Source organism: Nocardia sp. NPDC003726, from assembly GCF_053586955.1.
This window is the reverse complement of sequence record NZ_JBSFNF010000006.1, coordinates 36,928-52,976: the sequence shown is the minus strand read 5'-3', so window position 1 is coordinate 52,976 and position 16,049 is coordinate 36,928. Positions and strand designations below refer to the sequence as shown.

Annotated in this window: 18 protein-coding genes; 12 read left to right on the top strand and 6 right to left on the bottom strand. The window is 68.6% G+C overall.

Translation table 11 applies throughout. The features are described from left to right. Nucleotides 1-175 precede the first annotated feature (175 nt). Nucleotides 176-913, top strand: a complete 738-nt coding sequence (locus ACWDMM_RS10265; protein WP_357107057.1) for a FadR/GntR family transcriptional regulator — start codon at nt 176-178, stop codon at nt 911-913. A gap of 8 nt (nt 914-921) precedes the next feature. Then, entirely contained in the window at nt 922-1,638 is a 717-nt protein-coding gene (locus ACWDMM_RS10260) for a sterol desaturase family protein (protein WP_449936995.1), read from the top strand. A 168-nt stretch (nt 1,639-1,806) separates the two neighbouring features. On the opposite strand, the gene ACWDMM_RS10255 is transcribed toward ACWDMM_RS10260, so the two are convergent. Beyond that, on the bottom strand, nt 1,807-2,361 hold the full coding sequence (locus ACWDMM_RS10255; RefSeq protein ID WP_195079671.1) for a TetR/AcrR family transcriptional regulator: 555 nt from the start codon (nt 2,359-2,361) through the stop codon (nt 1,807-1,809). Between the two features lie 119 nt (nt 2,362-2,480). On the opposite strand from ACWDMM_RS10255, the gene ACWDMM_RS10250 reads away from it, so the two are divergent. The 6 genes from ACWDMM_RS10250 to ACWDMM_RS10225 all read left to right on the top strand — a co-directional run bounded on the left by ACWDMM_RS10250 (nt 2,481) and on the right by ACWDMM_RS10225 (nt 8,236). Continuing rightward, nucleotides 2,481-3,227 carry a carboxymuconolactone decarboxylase family protein gene (locus ACWDMM_RS10250; RefSeq protein WP_449936993.1) on the top strand — a complete coding sequence of 249 codons (747 nt, stop codon included), beginning with the start codon at nt 2,481-2,483 and terminating at the stop codon, nt 3,225-3,227. 131 nt (nt 3,228-3,358) lie between these two features. Beyond that, complete coding sequence (locus tag ACWDMM_RS10245) at nt 3,359-3,565, top strand: heavy-metal-associated domain-containing protein (RefSeq protein ID WP_195079669.1); 207 nt, start codon at nt 3,359-3,361, stop codon at nt 3,563-3,565. A 16-nt stretch (nt 3,566-3,581) separates the two neighbouring features. Continuing rightward, a complete protein-coding gene (locus ACWDMM_RS10240) occupies nt 3,582-4,517 on the top strand; it encodes a hypothetical protein (protein ID WP_449936991.1) in 936 nt (311 codons plus the stop codon). A 37-nt stretch (nt 4,518-4,554) separates the two neighbouring features. Beyond that, the gene (locus tag ACWDMM_RS10235; protein WP_357207114.1) at nt 4,555-6,801 is read left to right on the top strand and encodes a heavy metal translocating P-type ATPase; all 2,247 of its coding nucleotides are present in this window, start codon (nt 4,555-4,557) and stop codon (nt 6,799-6,801) included. A 217-nt stretch (nt 6,802-7,018) separates the two neighbouring features. Continuing rightward, nucleotides 7,019-7,414, top strand: coding sequence for an ectoine synthase (locus ACWDMM_RS10230; RefSeq protein WP_357107037.1), 396 nt, complete (start codon nt 7,019-7,021; stop codon nt 7,412-7,414). Nucleotides 7,415-7,645: 231 nt separating this feature from the next. Next, complete coding sequence (locus ACWDMM_RS10225; protein ID WP_449936987.1) at nt 7,646-8,236, top strand: threonine aldolase family protein; 591 nt, start codon at nt 7,646-7,648, stop codon at nt 8,234-8,236. 213 nt (nt 8,237-8,449) lie between these two features. Here ACWDMM_RS10225 and ACWDMM_RS10220 read toward each other — a convergent pair whose 3' ends face one another. After that, nucleotides 8,450-8,794 (bottom strand): hypothetical protein, encoded by a 345-nt coding sequence (locus ACWDMM_RS10220; RefSeq protein ID WP_195079666.1) that lies wholly within the window; start codon nt 8,792-8,794, stop codon nt 8,450-8,452. Between the two features lie 105 nt (nt 8,795-8,899). Further along, the gene (locus ACWDMM_RS10215; protein ID WP_449936985.1) at nt 8,900-9,763 is read right to left on the bottom strand and encodes an NAD(P)H-binding protein; all 864 of its coding nucleotides are present in this window, start codon (nt 9,761-9,763) and stop codon (nt 8,900-8,902) included. An 85-nt stretch (nt 9,764-9,848) separates the two neighbouring features. Between ACWDMM_RS10215 and ACWDMM_RS10210 the strand changes: the two genes are divergently transcribed. Next, nucleotides 9,849-10,676 carry an AraC family transcriptional regulator gene (locus ACWDMM_RS10210; RefSeq protein ID WP_357107029.1) on the top strand — a complete coding sequence of 276 codons (828 nt, stop codon included), beginning with the start codon at nt 9,849-9,851 and terminating at the stop codon, nt 10,674-10,676. 217 nt (nt 10,677-10,893) lie between these two features. Here the strand turns inward: ACWDMM_RS10210 and ACWDMM_RS10205 are convergent, their stop codons facing one another. After that, entirely contained in the window at nt 10,894-11,367 is a 474-nt protein-coding gene (locus ACWDMM_RS10205; protein WP_357107026.1) for a hypothetical protein, read from the bottom strand. Nucleotides 11,368-11,651: 284 nt separating this feature from the next. Between ACWDMM_RS10205 and ACWDMM_RS10200 the strand changes: the two genes are divergently transcribed. The 3 genes from ACWDMM_RS10200 (at nt 11,652) to ACWDMM_RS10190 (ending at nt 14,365) form a co-directional block, all read left to right on the top strand. After that, nucleotides 11,652-12,764 (top strand): helix-turn-helix domain-containing protein, encoded by a 1,113-nt coding sequence (locus ACWDMM_RS10200; protein ID WP_195079884.1) that lies wholly within the window; start codon nt 11,652-11,654, stop codon nt 12,762-12,764. Between the two features lie 262 nt (nt 12,765-13,026). Beyond that, nucleotides 13,027-13,854 carry an alpha/beta fold hydrolase gene (locus ACWDMM_RS10195; RefSeq protein WP_195079662.1) on the top strand — a complete coding sequence of 276 codons (828 nt, stop codon included), beginning with the start codon at nt 13,027-13,029 and terminating at the stop codon, nt 13,852-13,854. 103 nt (nt 13,855-13,957) lie between these two features. Beyond that, nucleotides 13,958-14,365 (top strand): hypothetical protein, encoded by a 408-nt coding sequence (locus ACWDMM_RS10190; protein ID WP_195079914.1) that lies wholly within the window; start codon nt 13,958-13,960, stop codon nt 14,363-14,365. A gap of 80 nt (nt 14,366-14,445) precedes the next feature. Here ACWDMM_RS10190 and ACWDMM_RS10185 read toward each other — a convergent pair whose 3' ends face one another. Continuing rightward, entirely contained in the window at nt 14,446-15,189 is a 744-nt protein-coding gene (locus ACWDMM_RS10185; protein ID WP_357107016.1) for a lysophospholipid acyltransferase family protein, read from the bottom strand. An 11-nt stretch (nt 15,190-15,200) separates the two neighbouring features. Then, nucleotides 15,201-15,947, bottom strand: coding sequence for a lysophospholipid acyltransferase family protein (locus ACWDMM_RS10180; RefSeq protein ID WP_067800463.1), 747 nt, complete (start codon nt 15,945-15,947; stop codon nt 15,201-15,203). Nucleotides 15,948-16,049: the final 102 nt, after the last annotated feature.

The window sequence follows — 16,049 nt, the reverse complement described above, 5'->3', positions numbered from 1 at the left end:
CGCCCGGCGGCAGGTGACTACCGAATTACCCGAGCGCCCTGGGGTCCCGGCCGGGATCAGCTCGACTCGGGCACAGGAACGAACCAGCGACCGGTCAATGAGCGCCAATGGGTTACAGCACGGCAAATTGGTCTGACCACTTGACCTCCTGACCAAATCGGCGCACAGTGGACGCATGGCGTTGCAACCTGTGGTCAAGCGATCGGTGTCGGCGGACGTGTTCGAGCAGATCGCCGCGGACGTGCTCAGCGGCGAGCTGGCGCCAGGGGCGACCTTGCCCAGTGAGCGGCAGTTGGCGGAGGCGCTCGGGGTGTCCCGGCCCGCGGTACGGGAGGCCTTGCAGCGGCTGGCCGCCGCGGGGCTGGTGTCGGTGCGCCAAGGCGATGCGACGACTGTGCTGGACTATCGGCGCGGGGCGGGGCTCGAGGTCCTGCCCAGGCTATTGGTGCAGGCCGGAGAACTGGACCCCGCCGTAGCGCGCAGCATCCTCGAGGCCCGCCTGCACAACGGGCCCAAAGTGGCGGAGCTGGCCGCGCGGCGGGTAGGCGCGATCGGCGCGGCCGAGGTCCGCCCGCTGCTGGAGTCCTCCCTCGACGCGCTGGCCGCCGAGCAGGACCCGATCGCGCAGCAGCGGCATGCGATGGAGTTCTGGGATCACGTCGTGGACGCGGCCGACTCGATCGTGTTCCGGCTGATGTTCAACATGTTGCGCGCCGCCTATGAACCGGCGCTCGCGGCGCTGGCCCCGATCATGTCCGCCGAGGTGGGCAACATCGAGGCATACCGCGAACTGGCCGCCGCCATCGCCGCGGGCCGGCCACAGAAGGCCGCCACCACCGCTCGGGCGCTGCTCGAGCCGGCGACCACCGCCCTGATCGAGGTCCTCGGCGGACCGCCGGTCACGCACAGCTAGGAACGATCATGACGAAACCCGAAGCCTCCGAAAACGCTTCGATCGACGCGAACGCTCGGGAGCGGGTGCGCAGGGACGAGCGGACGCTGCGGCGCGGACTCACCCTGGGCCGGGCATTCGAAGAATTCGTCCGGCACCCCTCGCCGTGGATGATCGGCGCCACGCTGGCGGGCGCGCTGATCGCCCGTGTGGTCGTCGGCGACTGGCAACTCACCGACCTGCTGGTCCCCGCCGTGATGCTGGCGGTGTTCCCGGTCTTCGAGTGGATCGTGCACGTCACCGTGCTGCATTGGCGGCCACGGCGGCTCGGCCCGATCGCGCTCGACAGCGAACTCGCCCGCAAGCACCGCGAGCACCACGTCGATCCGCGGGACATCCCGCTGATCTTCATCCCGGCGAAGACACTCGCGGTGCTGGTGGTGGTGCTGATCGCGCTGGCGCTGTTCGCCTTCCCCCGCCTCGGCCTCGGCCTGACCTTCCTGATCGCCATCACCCTGCTCGGCCTCGGCTACGAGTGGACGCACTACCTGATCCACACCGACTACAAGCCGAAAGGCTCGCTCTACCGGGCGATTTGGCGCAACCACCGCCATCATCACTACAAGAACGAGCACTACTGGTTCACGGTCACCAGTTCCGGCACCGCCGACCGTCTCTTCGGCACCTACCCCGACCCGGCCACGACCGAGACCTCACCCACCGCCCGCAACCTGCATTCGGCCTGATCCGAGCAGGCGCCGCCCCGCGAGGTCAGCGGGGCGGCACCGGTGCGCGTATCCCCTCCGCACCGCCCTACCGGGTGATTCCGATCGCTCCGCCCAAGGCTGTCCCCCGACGACTCCACCAGGCGGTCAACGCGGCCAAAGCTCGGAGTCGGCATGCCACGCCGGCTCTCACCCCGCCGCGAGCAGGCGCTCCGCGATGGCCCTGGCACGAGACGCCGCGTCCGGAGTCCCCTCACGGACGGCGGTGACGATCGCCCCGTCCACCAGCAGCGCGAGTTCGGCGGCCAACTCGCCCGCGTCGGATCGCCCCGCCTCGGTGAGCAATTCGTTCAGGTAGTCGATCACGCGGCGCTTGTGCCGATCGGCGACCTGATGGGCGGCGCTCTCGCGATCGGCCACCTCGACCATGGTGTTGATGAACGCGCAGCCGCGAAAATCCTTGCGCGCGAACCGCCGTGCCAGCGCGTCGAAGACCGCGAGCGGACGCGCGGCCGGGTCGCCGGTCTGCTCGACCGATTCGCGCAGCCAGTCCAGCCACCGGTGGTCTCGATCCTCCAGCACCGCCACGACGAGGTCGTCCTTGCTCGCGAAGTGGCGATAGAAGGAAGCCCGACCCACGCCGGACTCTTGCAGCAGGCGATCGAGACCGACGGCGCGAATCCCCTCGGCGTAGAACAACTCTTCCGCCGTGGTGAGCAAGCGCTGCTTGGCCTGGGTTGGCATGCCGCCACGGTAGCAGAACGGAACCGGTCAGTACCATCCAGCTTGACCAAGACGGAACCGATCAGTACCGTCTTGATTCGGAACCGATCGGTACCATCTTGTTCGAGCTGGAGGCTTCGATGTCCCGCCTGCCCCTTGTGTCCACCGACTCCGCCGACGCCGAGCAGTCCGACCTGCTCGCCGAGGTACAGCGCCAGCTGGGCCGGGTCCCGAATCTCTACGCAGCCATGGCGAACAGCCCCGCCACCTTGCGCGGATACCTGAGCCTGCGCGACGCGCTGACCAAGGGAAAGCTCTCGGCCCGGGCGCGCGAGCAACTCGCCTTGCTGGTCGCCAGCGAGAACGGCTGCGACTACTGCACCGCCGCGCACACCATGCGCGCCGACCGGATGGGCTTCAGCGAACAGGCGATCGCCGACACCCGCGCGGCACGCGCCGACGATCCGCACGCCGACGCGATCCTGCGCGTCGCCCGTGACGTGCTCCACTCCCGCGGCCGGATCGACGACGCCGCGCTCGCCTCGGCGCGCGCCAGGGACGTCAGCGACGCCGAACTCAGCGAGATCGTCGGCCACGTCGCATTGAACGTCTTGTCCAACTACTTCAACCACGTCGCCGAGCCGGAACTCGACTTCCCGCCCGCGGCACCGGCGAAAGGCACGGCGATGGAAGCGAAATGGCGGCTCGCGAGCAAGGTCGTGTTGGCCGATGGCTATTCCCTGACAGACAGGGAGGGACGCCCCACCCGCACCGTCGATGACGTCCACATCGCGATCGAAGGCGGCTTCCTGCACGTCAAGGTGTCCGGCACCGCCGACGTGCAGGTGGTGTCGGCGCCCGCCGTCGCGCTGGTGACCTACCGCTGATCCCACCCGCGCAGCCCGGTCCGCGACTCGTCGCGGGCCGGGCTTTCGTCTGCGCCAAGCTTGACACGTCCATACCCTAGGGGGGTAGGGTAGATTGCAGAAACAGACGCACTCGCAGGAGGACACCGACCATGAGCACCACCACCGTGACCGTCACCGGCATGACCTGCGGCGGTTGCGCCGCCAAGGTCCGCACCGAGATCGGTCGCATCGACGGCGTCGGTTCCGTCGCCGTCGATCTCGCCGACGGGCTGGTGAGCGTCGAGAGCGCGAGCCCGATCGAGCGCGCGGAACTCGCCGCCGCCGTGGCCCGCGCCGGCTACGCGGTCGCAGGCTGACGGGCGGAACACACCGATGAACGCATCCACCAAATTCGGCGGCTTCGCCCTCGGCCTCGCCGCGATTTTCGGGATCGCCCTCGCGGCCGGTGCGGTGATCGGGCCGGAGCCCGCCGAACCCGCCGCTCACGACGCGAAAGCGCACGACACCGCCCAAGGCGCCGACGCACTACCTGGAGGAATGATGGCCACCGACCGCGGCTACACCCTGCGGCTGGACACCACCCGGACCACCGCCGCCGCGAACGTGCCGCTGCGCTTCCGCATCCTGGACCGGGACGGGAAACCCGTCACCCGCTATGTGCGCAATCACGACAAGGATCTGCACTTGATCGTCGTGCGCCGCGATATGGCCGCCTTCCAGCACGTCCACCCGGTGCTCGATGCCGACGGCACTTGGAGCGTCCCGCTCGACCTCGGCCGCGCCGGTGACTACCGGGTCTTCGCCGACTTCACCCCCGAGGGCGGCGAGAACCTGACACTCGGCGCGGATCTGCTGGTGGCGGGTCTCTACGACCCCCAGCCGCTGCCCGCGGCGGCCGCCGCCACCACCGTCGGTGACTACACCGTCACCCTGGACGGAACCGTAGTCCCCGGCCGGGCGTCGAAGGTGACGCTCTCGGTGAGCCGCGCGGGCAAACCGGTGACCGACTTGCAGCCCTACCTGGGCGCTTACGGCCATCTCGTGGCCCTGCGCGCCGCCGACCTGGGCTACCTGCACGTCCATCCGGAAGGCCACCCCGGCGACGGCGTGACCGCGGCCGGACCGGGCATCACCTTCGCCGTCACGGCCCCGAGCGCGGGCGACTACCGCTTGTTCCTCGATTTCCAGCACGAGGGCGTGGTGCGCACCGCCGAATTCACCGTGACCGTCGCGCCGAGCACCCCCGCTGTAGACGCCCCGCACCACAACGAACACACTGGTCAGCAGCCGGACGGCCACGCGCACTGACCCGACAACCGTCCGCGCACAGAACGGAGCACCCACGATGACCACCGCGACACAACCGCCGCCCTCCGGGCAGGTCGAACTCGTGATCGGTGGAATGACCTGCGCGTCTTGCGCCGCCCGGATCGAGAAGAAGCTCAACAAACTCGACGGCGTCACCGCGACGGTGAACTACGCCACCGAGAAGGCCCGCGTCGAGGTCACCGGGGACATCTCGCCGGACGACCTGATCGCCACCGTCGAACAAGCGGGTTACACCGCGGCCCTGCCCGCTGCCCCGAAGCCGCAGGAGAGCGCCGCGGAAGAAGATCCCGCCGCCGCCCTGCGCACTCGCCTGCTGGTTTCGCTGGTGCTGTCGGCGCCGGTGATCGCCATGGCGATGATCCCGGCCTTGCAGTTCACCAACTGGCAGTGGCTGTCGCTGACCTTGGCCGCGCCGGTCGTGGTGTGGGGCGCGCTGCCGTTCCACCGCGCGGCGTGGACCAACCTGCGCCACGGCGCGTCGACCATGGACACCTTGATCTCCATGGGGACGCTGGCCGCATTCGGCTGGTCGCTGTACGCCCTGTTCTGGGGCACCGCGGGCACGCCGGGCATGACGCATCCATTCGAATTCACCATCGCGCGGATGGACGGCACCGGCAGCATCTACCTGGAGGCCGCCGCCGGCGTCACCACGTTCATCCTGGCCGGACGCTTCTTCGAGGCCCGCGCCAAACGACGGGCGGGCGCGGCGCTGCGTGCCCTGCTCGAACTCGGGGCCAAGGAGGTCTCCGTCCTGCGCGGCGGAACCGAGCAGCGCATTCCGGTGGAGCAGCTACGGGTCGGCGACCGGTTCGTGGTGCGGCCCGGCGAGAAGATCGCCACCGACGGCATCGTGACGGAAGGTTCCTCCGCCGTGGACGCCTCGATGCTCACCGGCGAGTCGGTGCCGGTCGAGGTGGGCCGGGACGACGCCGTGGTCGGCGCGACCGTCAACGTGGGCGGCCGGATCGTGGTGCGTGCCACGCGAATCGGTTCGGACACCCAGCTGGCGCAGATGGCCGAGCTCGTCGAGGACGCGCAGACCGGCAAGGCGCAGGCGCAGCGGCTGGCCGACCGGATCGCCGGGATCTTCGTGCCGATCGTCATCGCGCTGTCGGTCGCGACGCTCGGCTTCTGGCTCGGCACCGGCGGTTCGGTGGCCGCGGCGTTCACCGCCGCGGTGGCCGTGCTCATCATCGCCTGCCCGTGCGCGCTCGGGCTGGCCACGCCGACCGCGCTGATGGTCGGCACCGGACGCGGCGCGCAGCTCGGCATCCTGATCAAGGGCCCCGAGGTGCTGGAGTCGACCCGGCGGGTGGACACGATCGTGCTGGACAAGACCGGCACCGTCACCGCGGGCAAGATGACGCTGCTCGATGTCGTCGCGGCCGAGGGCGAGCAGGCCGAGCGGATCCTGGAACTGGCCGGGGCGCTGGAGGATTCCTCCGAACACCCCATCGCCCATGCCATCGCCAAGGGCGCCCGCGAGCGGGTGGGCGAGCTGAAGCCGGTCGAGGATTTCGCGAATGTCGAGGGCCTCGGCGTGCAAGGCGTGGTGGACGGCCACGCGGTGGTCGTCGGCCGCGCCCGGCTGCTCGCCGACTGGTCGCAGCACCTCGACGACGATCTCACTCGCGCGATGCGCGCCGCAGAAGCCGAAGGGAAGACCGCCGTCGCGGTGGGCTGGGACGGCAAGGCGCGCGGCGTGCTCGTCGTGGCCGACGCGGTGAAACCCACCTCTGCCGAGGCGGTTTCCCAGCTGCGCGCCCTCGGGCTCACCCCGATCATGCTGACCGGCGACAACCGCGCCGCCGCCGACGCGATCGCCGCACAGGTCGGCATCGATGCGGTGATCGCGGAGGTGCTGCCGCAGGACAAGGTCGCCACCGTCAAGCGGTTGCAGGCCGAAGGCAAAGTGGTCGCGATGGTGGGCGACGGCGTGAACGACGCCGCGGCGCTGGCGCAGGCCGACCTGGGCCTGGCCATGGGCACCGGCACCGATGTCGCCATCGAGGCGGGCGATCTGACCCTGGTCCGCGGTGATCTGCGGGCGGCGGCGGACGCGATCCGGCTGTCGCGCCGCACCCTCGCGACCATCAAGGGCAACCTGTTCTGGGCGTTCGCCTACAACGTGGCCGCGATTCCGCTGGCCATGGCGGGCTTGCTCAACCCGATGCTCGCGGGCGCCGCGATGGCGTTCTCCTCGGTCTTCGTGGTGAGCAACAGCTTGCGGTTGCGCGGTTTCCGCTCGACGGCGAACTAGACCCACCGGACGGGACGGCACAACCGGTGTCGTCCCGTCCGCGCGTCAGCATGGCTTGATTTTTGCGATACGGGGCAATTCCGCCACTGTCGGGCATGCCGCGCGAGCGGCCATGATCTTTGGTGTTCGCAGGAAGCACTCAGGTCGCCGGAGTCAGCGAGGACCGCGATCCGGCCACCGTCCGGCCCACCCGGTGGAGCACGAACAAAGGAAACCCATGATCGTCCGTTCACTGAAAGAGATCGTCGGCACCGAGCGGGAAGTGCGGGGTCCCGCATGGAACAGCCGTCGCTTGGTGCTCGCCGAGGAGAAGGTCGGCTTCTCCGTGAACGACACGGTGGTCGAGGCGGGCGCCGAGCTCGAGATGTGGTACGCCAACCACGTCGAAGCCGTCTACGTGATCGAGGGGCATGGCGAAGTGATCGACGGCGAGACCGGGCAGACGCATCCGCTCGAACCCGGTGTGCTGTACCTGGTGGACGCACACCAGCGGCACATCCTGCGCGCCCACACCCGGTTCCGCGCGGTCTGCGTGTTCAACCCGCCTCTCACCGGCCGCGAGGTCCATGACGAGAACGGCGCTTTCCCACTGCTGAGCGAGGAGGACCGGTGAGCGACAGCTCCCCCGAGCCCGACCACGAGAATCCGCGCGGATTCGCCAGCGACAACAACGCCCCCGTGCACCCGGACATCATGGCCGCGCTGGCCGCCGCCAACGTGGGCCACCAGCCGGCCTACGGCGCGGACGTCCACACCGCGCGGCTGCGCGAGCTGTACCGAACTCGGCACCCTCTACACGCCAGGAGAGATCGCGACGATCGCCGCGCTGGCGCACGAGCGCGGCATGCTGCTGCACGTGGACGGCGCCCGGCTGGCCAACGCGGCCGCCGCACTCGACCTGCCGCCGCGCGCGTTCACCACCGACGCCGGGGTGGACGTGCTGTCGTTCGGCGGCACCAAGAACGGCCTCATGTTCGGCGAGGCGATCGTGGTGCTCGAGCCGGACGCCGTGCGGGGCGTGCCGTACCTGCGCAAAGCCGCGCTGCAACTGGCCTCCAAGATGCGATACGTGTCGGCGCAATTCGTCGCGCTGCTGGAGGGCGACCTGTGGCTGCGCAACGCCCGGCACGCCAACGCGATGGCGGCCCGGCTGGCCACGGCCGCCGCCCGGGCGCCCGGCGTCGAGATCGTACGGCCGGTCCAGGCCAATGCCGTCTTCGCCGTGTTGCCCCGGGAGGTCACCGAGCGGCTGCAGAAGCGGTTCCGCTTCCACACCTGGGACGAGCGCACCGGCGAAGTCCGCTGGATGTGCTCGTTCGACACCACCGAGGCCGACGTGGACGCCTTCGCGGCGGCGATCGGTGCGGAAATGGCTGGTCGATCCCGGAACTCGCACGCACTCAGCACAAAACACCGGACGGGACGGCACACGTAGTGTCGTCCCGTCCGGGCATCCGCCAGGAGGTCTCCATGTGGGCGATCACAGAAGGCGCGGATCGCGCGGCATCCGGTCGCCAGGCGTAGCGCGCGTGCTTGCTCGCCGCCGCCCGCGCGCTACGCGCGAGCACAGCGGATTCCGGCAATGCATGCGCATAACGCCATGGGCGAGCATACCCCTGGCACACCGGATTCCGAAATGGGATTCGGCTCAGCCGCGCAGCGTGGTGACCGTGACCAGCGACGGCTGAATCAATGCCCCGTACACCTCGATCGACACCCCGCCGGTGGGGGTTTCGCTGGCCCACCGGGCGTGTTCGGTGATCCCCTCGCCGAGAAGCGCTTTCGCTCCTGGCGACCACGCCACGGCCACCTGGCTCAGCGCCGGTCCGAGATTCAGGTTCGCGATCGCCGCGGATTCACCGTTGTCGAAGTAGACCTCCGTGCCGCCGGGGAACGGATTGACCGCGACCGCGGAGGCACTCGCCCCACCGAACGCGGCGGCGGATCCGCCCGCCACGAGCGCTACCAAGACCGTCATGACCCGTTGACGCATCCGAATTTCCTTTTCGTGTAAGCACACCGGCCGTCCAGCCGGTCATGTCACCTTTGCCGAGCGGACATCGTTCGGCAATTCGATGTGCTGCTGATCACACGCAGCCTACGGTGTGTTCGCGTCGGCCGCGAAGGCACTCGCGTGATCGGCCGCCCATTCAGCGAAAGTACGTGCACGGCCGAGAATTTCCACCACATCCGGGGTGACGATCGCATTGTGTCCGGCACGGACATATTTCTGCCCAGCCAGCGCACCGTCGGCGAATTCGACGGACATTCCGGACGCCAGCATATGTGCGCGTGCTTCGGTTTCGGGAATATCGGTCACGTCCACCGGGCGGCCGGTGACCGTTGCCAGAGTCGCGGCCAGATCGTGCGTGGTGAGCAATTCCGGCCCGGTGAGCGTGTAGATCCGGCCGGCGTGATCGGCGGAAACCAACGCCTCGACGGCCACTGCGGCGACGTCACGGGGATCGACGACCCCCTGGGCGGCGTCGCCGGTCGTGTTCGGCACCGGCTGTCCGACCCGGATCGCGGCGGCCCAGCTCAGGGTGTTGGAGGCGAAGGAGCTGGGGCGCAGAATAGTCCAGTCGACGCCGCTCTCGCGTGCGGCCTGCTCACCGGGCATATGCCAGGTCCCGACGCGGCCGAGACCGGTGTCCCCGGTGCCGATGGCGGAAAGCTTGACGATTCGGCCGACTCCCGCGTCCCGCGCCGTGGCGATCAGAGCACGATCGAGTTCCGCGTACTCCGGGCCGAGCACCCCGACGATGAACGCGGCCTCCGCACCGGCCATCGCCTTCGCCATGGACGCGACGTCGGTGTAGTCGCCGCGCGCCACTTCGACGCCCGCGGGGACGTCGGCCCGGTCCGGGTCGCGGGTGACGGCACGGATCGCGGTCCCGCGCTCGCTCAGCTGCCGGATGATTTCACTGCCGATGGTGCCGGTCGCACCGGTGATCACGATCATGAGCACCACCGTGCCGGGCGTTCGCGCAGGTCTCTAGGAAATTCCGGCACACATGCCGAGCGCGCGGCTGCCTACAGTTGATGCGGTGACCACTCTGTTGCGCCCGCCTGTCGTGACCGCCGAGTTGGTCGAGAGATCCGAACCCGCGCCGGAGTCGCTGCGGCCGTGGCTGGCCGAACTCGGCCACATCCCGACCGTGCTCGACCTGTCCGAGCCGTTCGCGCACGTGCCGCAGACGGCCACCACGATCGTGCTGCGCACCGAGCGCGAAGAGGCCGGTGACCACCGGGTGGCGCTAGTCGTCGGGCCGCAGACCAAGGCGAGCTACTCGCGCGCGAGCAAACCCGCGGGCTGCGTCCGCCTGCGGCTGGCCCCGGGTGCGGTCCCCACGCTGCTCGGTGTTCCGGCGGCCGACCTCACCGATCGCGTGCTGCGCCTGGACCACCTGCCCGGCCCGGTCGCGCCCTTGGCCGCCGAGCTGAGCGAACTCGATCACGGCGAGGTCGTGTCATACCTGGAGAACGAACTGCCCCGCCGTATACCCGACGATCCGGCCCAGAGCGCCCGCCGCGAACTGCTCACCACGGCCGTAGCCGCCATCGCCGCCGACCACCCGCTTTCTGTCTCCGAGTTGGCCACGCGCCTGTCCGTCAGCGAACGCCAGCTCCGCAATCTGTTCGCCAGTGGCATCGGCGTCTCCCCGAAACACTTCGCACGCATCAACCGCGTTCGGCGGGTCCTGTCCCGCACCGACGACATACCGCTAGCCGATATCGCCACCAACACGGGCTATTACGACCAGTCGCACATGACAGCCGATTTCCGCAGCCTGATGGGTGTACCGCCCACTTCATACCTCCGAGGCCGGGTCCCCGCCCCTTCCCCTTGCCGCCCACTCACCCGTCTCCGCTGACTTTCTCAACTCGAATGCCCCGGGTCAGACCTGGTCCTCGGCCGCGACACATGCTCGCAGTACAGACGTTCGCAAGGGAGGCGGGGTAGACCCTCCACGCCATCCGGGAGGACTTCTATCGCGTCGGGGTAATGAGCATGCCGCCATTCGCGCGCGAACGTCATCGCCGCCGTGACGCATGCGGCGAAATCCATGCGCAGTCCGTCCAGGAACACACTCACGTGGACGTCGTCCGAGGGATTGGTGCAGGAATCGCCGCACATCGCGCACCTGATCCCAATGTGGGCATCTCGAGATCGCCTGTGATTTCAATGCGACGGAAGTAGCGGTAGTCCTCGCGGCTGACTATCACCGCCGCGACGAGCGTCGCGCACGCTGAGTAGTCGCAGTCGCAGTGCATTTCGAGCGCCTTGCCGGCATTCGCTGGACTGGATACCGGCCTCGCGCCGGACCGCGCGACCGCCACGTCCAGCCGGAACAACTCCGCGACCAGTCGCACGTCATCAGGCAGATCGGGCTGAATGAGAAAGGTCCAGCGCCCCGAACGCGGATGCCCCACGATCGGGCCGGGAGGGACGCCCCGGCTCTGCATATGCGCCTTGACCGCCTGCCCGAGGCGAGTAGGCATCGTCATCGCCCACACCGGCCCGGCCCGCAGCACGATCCGCCCGAGCTCCGGCGGGTCGACCACAGCGGGGAGCCCACACTCCCGCCGGTAGAACAGGCACCGCGATCGTGGAGTGTCGCCATACGTATTCATCCGTAACCCCCACTCTCAGTCGAAACGTTCTTTGCGCATCCGGTTCGGCCGGTCGCGCGAAATCCCCCAGCATTCCGAGGCCGGAAATGGACCCCAGGGCCCGGCGCTTCGCACCGCCCGCTACCAGGCGCTGCGTAGTAGTCTCGGATCAATGGGGCAAGCGGGGAATTGTTTTGCCGTCCACAAGAATCCACAGAATCGGGGGTACGGGCTCGATGGAGAATCCTGGACTTCTGCTCAGGGACGCCCGGCTGAGCAGAGGGGTCAGCCTGGCCGCGCTCGCGGCGAAGACGAACTACAGCAAGTCGTTGCTCGGAATGATCGAAAACGGGCAGCGGGCCGTGAAGCAAGAGCACATCATGAGCTACTCCCGTGCTCTGAACATCCCGATAAGCGCGCTCATGGCACCGTCGCCGGACCCGATCCGTGTCGCGCACGAATGGCTGGTTGCGGATTCCGCCCCCAAGACGCACGCCTCCGCCGGCCGCCGAGTCGGCGAGTCGCTGGCCGCCGAGATGGAACAGCGTGTGGTCGCGCTGCGACACCTGGACGACAGCATCGGCGGGGGTGAATTGTTGCCGCTGACACTGCACGAATTCGGCAGCGTGCGGAAAGTCATCACGGAGTGCAGCTACACCGAACGCGTGGGCAAGCGACTGCTGGGCGTGGCCGGTGAGCTGGCCCAGCTCGCCGGGTGGGTGGCGAGCGACGCGGGCAGGTATGAAGACGCGCAGCGCCTGTATCTGAGCGGCGTGGCGGCGGCCGACGATGCCGGAGACCGTGTCTTGACAGCGCAACTCCTGTCGAGCCTGAGCTATCAGATGGCCAATGTCGGCAACCCTTACGAGGCAGCGCTGCTGGCACGCACGGCGCTCAAGGGAGCGACCAGCGCGCCTCCGGTGGTGCGTTCCCTGCTCACCGACCGCTTGGCTTGGGCATGTGCGCGCTCACGCGACCGCGACGAAGCGAAGCGCGCGCTCGATGCGGTGGATGAGGCCTACGAGCGCCGTTCCCCCGACCTTCCCGAGCCAGAATGGGTGTATTGGCTGGACCGTACGGAAATCGACGTGATGGCGGGCCGGTGCTTCGTCGAACTGGACGAGCCGCGAAGGGCAAGCGCGCTGCTGTCCGGTGCGATCGCGCAACTCGCCGCCGACCGAGTCCGTGAGGTAGCCCTCTATCGCACCTGGCTCGCGGAGTCCTACCTCGAGGTCCGCGACCTGGACGCCGCACGCGCCACCATCCGAGAGGCGAAGATCGCAGCCGAAACCGCACACTCGGCCCGCCTCGACCGACGCATTGCCCAAATCGAAGCCATGCTGGCCTGAACTGCACACATGAGCAAGCGACGCGACTACTACCGAGATCCGCATGCCCCGACGGCCGTCTCCGCTTGCGGCACCACAGTCAAGGACGCACACAGCCGTATCTGGGTTGAGCACAACGCCTTCGTAGACCGAAACCCCAAAGCCGCGCCGCTCTGTCCGCAGACCGTGCTGTTTCCAGACGTGACCAGGCGAAATTCCGTGTCAGCGCCGGTGTCAGCTTGCTGTCAGGGCGGCGTCAGGCCGGGCGCCGAGAGTGGTTGCCATGACGAAGAACAGCAACTCCTCCACCGAGGCGAAGTGGACGGGAATGGTGCCGGTCGACGATACGGCGCTGGCCGTCACCGACAGCGGTGGTTCCGGTATCCCGGTGGTCTACTGCAATGGCCAGTTCGCCACTCAGAGATACTGGCGGCGGGTCATCGCCGATCTCGGCCCCGAATACCGGCACATCACCTTCGATGAGCGGGCTCGCGGCAAATCGGGGCGTTCCTGGGACTATTCCTTCGAGGCCGCGGTCCGGGACATCGATGCCGTCCTGGCCGCCAGGGAAGTGGACCGTGCGCTGCTGGTGGGCTGGTCCTACGGGGCAGTCGTCGCGGCGCACTGGGCCGGCCGGAATCCGGAGCGCGCCATGGGCGCGGTGCTGGTCGACGGCGCGTTCCCGTACGACTGGCTCGACGAGGCCATGGAGCAGCGGATCCGCAAGCTCTTCAAGCGGCTGAACTTGTTCATGCCGCTGCTGCGCCCCACCGGTCTGACCCCGCGGATGAACGCCGCACAGATGGCCGAAAGCAATATCGAACTCGGCAGGCTCTCCCGCGAGCGCGAGCTGGGTCCCGTGCTGGACGACATCAGCGTGCCGGTGCGGTATGTGGTCGCTTCGGGGACGTCGTTCGGAAGCCGGGGCGATGAGCAAGAGCGAATCCGCACCAGCCTCGACGCGGTGTGCACCCGTAATCCGAATATTCGCGTCGGCGCGAAAGTCGCCAGTAACCACGGTGCGATCCTGCGCAAGGACTTCCGCGCCATCACCCAGGCCGTCCGCGAGATCGCGGCGGCCGACGACGAGCAGGGTTCGCCGAGCCGCTGACCGACGCGCCGCGTCAGTCCACAACCACGATCTGCCCTCAGCACTCCGCCCACGCAGCCGACCATTCGACCGCGTTCCCAACACAATCGAAGGAGACACCACCATGTCCATCACCCTCACCGACCAGGACAAGGCCACCGTCCGGACCGCCGCCTACGGCGCTGTCTCGCTGATGGCCGCCGCCGACGCCACCGGCTCGCCCCACAAGTCCGCCACCAACGGCGCCATCGCTCTGTCGTCGGCGACCGGCCTGGTCGGGCACGTACTCGCCGCCAAGTCCAAGGACATCACCCTGAACGGCAAGAACGTCGCCGAACTCGCCGACCACGTGCTGCCCGCCCTCACCGCGGCCATGCGCCTGCTCCAGCAGCGGGATCCGGCCGAGGCCGACAACTTCCGCAGCACCGTCCTCGTCGCCGTCGACGCGGCCGCCGGAACCCGCAAGGGCGCGCCGAGCCCCGTCCTGGCCGAAATGGCCCGCAAGATCACCGCGGCCATCGACGCCGCCTGACCGGATGCCGACCGCACCGCCGCTGTCACGGGGTCCTCAACCGGACCTCGTGACACGGCTGCGCGGCGGATACGCCGGCATCACCGCGCTTTCGCGCGCCGCCGCCGCTCCATCTCCTCACGTTCCAGCACAGCCGCCTGCGCGAGGGTCGGCGCGGTTCCACCGAGCCGCGCGGGGACCCAGCGGGCGCCTTTCACCATCGGGTAGTCGCGTTGGGCGCGTTCCAGGAGTTCGCTCATTCGGGTGCGCAGGGTGGCGGTGAGTTTCTCAGGCGGATCGTCGGGTGGGATCGGCGCGCCGATGCGGATATTGATCGGGAAGTTGTGCCGACCCAACTGCCTGGGGATGTCCTTGGTCCAGACCCGGTGCGCGCCCCAGATGATCATGGGAACGATCGGGACGTCGGCTTCGACCGCCATGCGCGCCGCGCCGGACTTGAATTCCTTGAGCTCGAAACTGCGGCTGATCGTCGCCTCGGGATAGACCACGACCACCTCGCCCGCACGCAAGGCGGTCACCGCGCGGGCGTAGGACTCCGCACCGGCCGTGCGATCGACGCCGATCGCCTTGCAGTGCTTCATGAGAAAGCCGACGATGCCGTGCTCGAGTTCGGCCTTCATCATGTACCGGACATTGCGGCCGGACTTGCGCCCGACCAGCCCGACTTCCATGAAATCCAGATAGGCCGTGTGATTCACGGCCAGCACCGCCCCGCCTGAGCGCGGAATGTGCTCTTGGCCTTCGATATCGACGCGCAGGCCCTGCACGAAGAAGATGGCGCGGACCAAGCCGGCGAGAATGTCGTAAACCGGTTCTCGCGCCATCACACCTCCAGCTACTGCGCCGCGTTCTTGCGCGCGGCCTTGGCCTCGGCTTCGGCGGCATCCATCGCGTCCGCCTCTTCCAGGGTAGGAGCGCTGCCGCCCAGACGGGCGGGCACCCAGTACGCGCCGGGCTCGTGCACGTAGTCCTTTTGCAGGTCGAGCAGCATTTCCTGCATGGTCGAGCGCAGCTTCGCGGTCAGTTCGGCGGCGGGCTCGAAGGGCTGGATCGGCTCGCCGACCGCGATCGAGATGGGCGTGTTGGTGCGGCCGAGCCGCTTCGGGAAGCCCTTGGTCCAGACCCGCTGCGCGCCCCAGATGACGATCGGGATGATCGGCACCTCCGCCTCGATGGCCATGCGCGCCGCGCCGGACTTGAATTCCTTGATCTCGAAACTGCGGCTGATCGTCGCCTCGGGGTACACGCCGACCAATTCGCCCCGGCGCAGGTACTCCACGGCGGCCTTGTAGGAATCCGCGCCCGCCGAACGGTCCACCGGGATGTGCTTGAGCGCGCGCATGATCGGGCCGGAGATCTTGTTGTCGAAGACGTCCTTCTTGGCCATGAACCGGATGTAGCGCTTCGGCGTGCGCACCGGCAGGCCCGCGTAGGTGAAGTCCATGTAGCCGGTGTGGTTCACCGCCAGCACGGCGCCACCTCGGGCGGGAATGTGTTCATCGCCCTTGACGGTGAACTTCAGACCTTCGATGAAGAAGACGGTACGGGCCAGGCCGATGATCGTCCGGTAGACGGGTTCCACAAGTCCGCTAGCGTAGTCGCTGCTCGTCCCCATCGGCAGTTCGCCGCCGCCGCGCGCCGCGCCGGAGCGAGGACGCATGAGCAGCCCGACCGCACGCCCGGA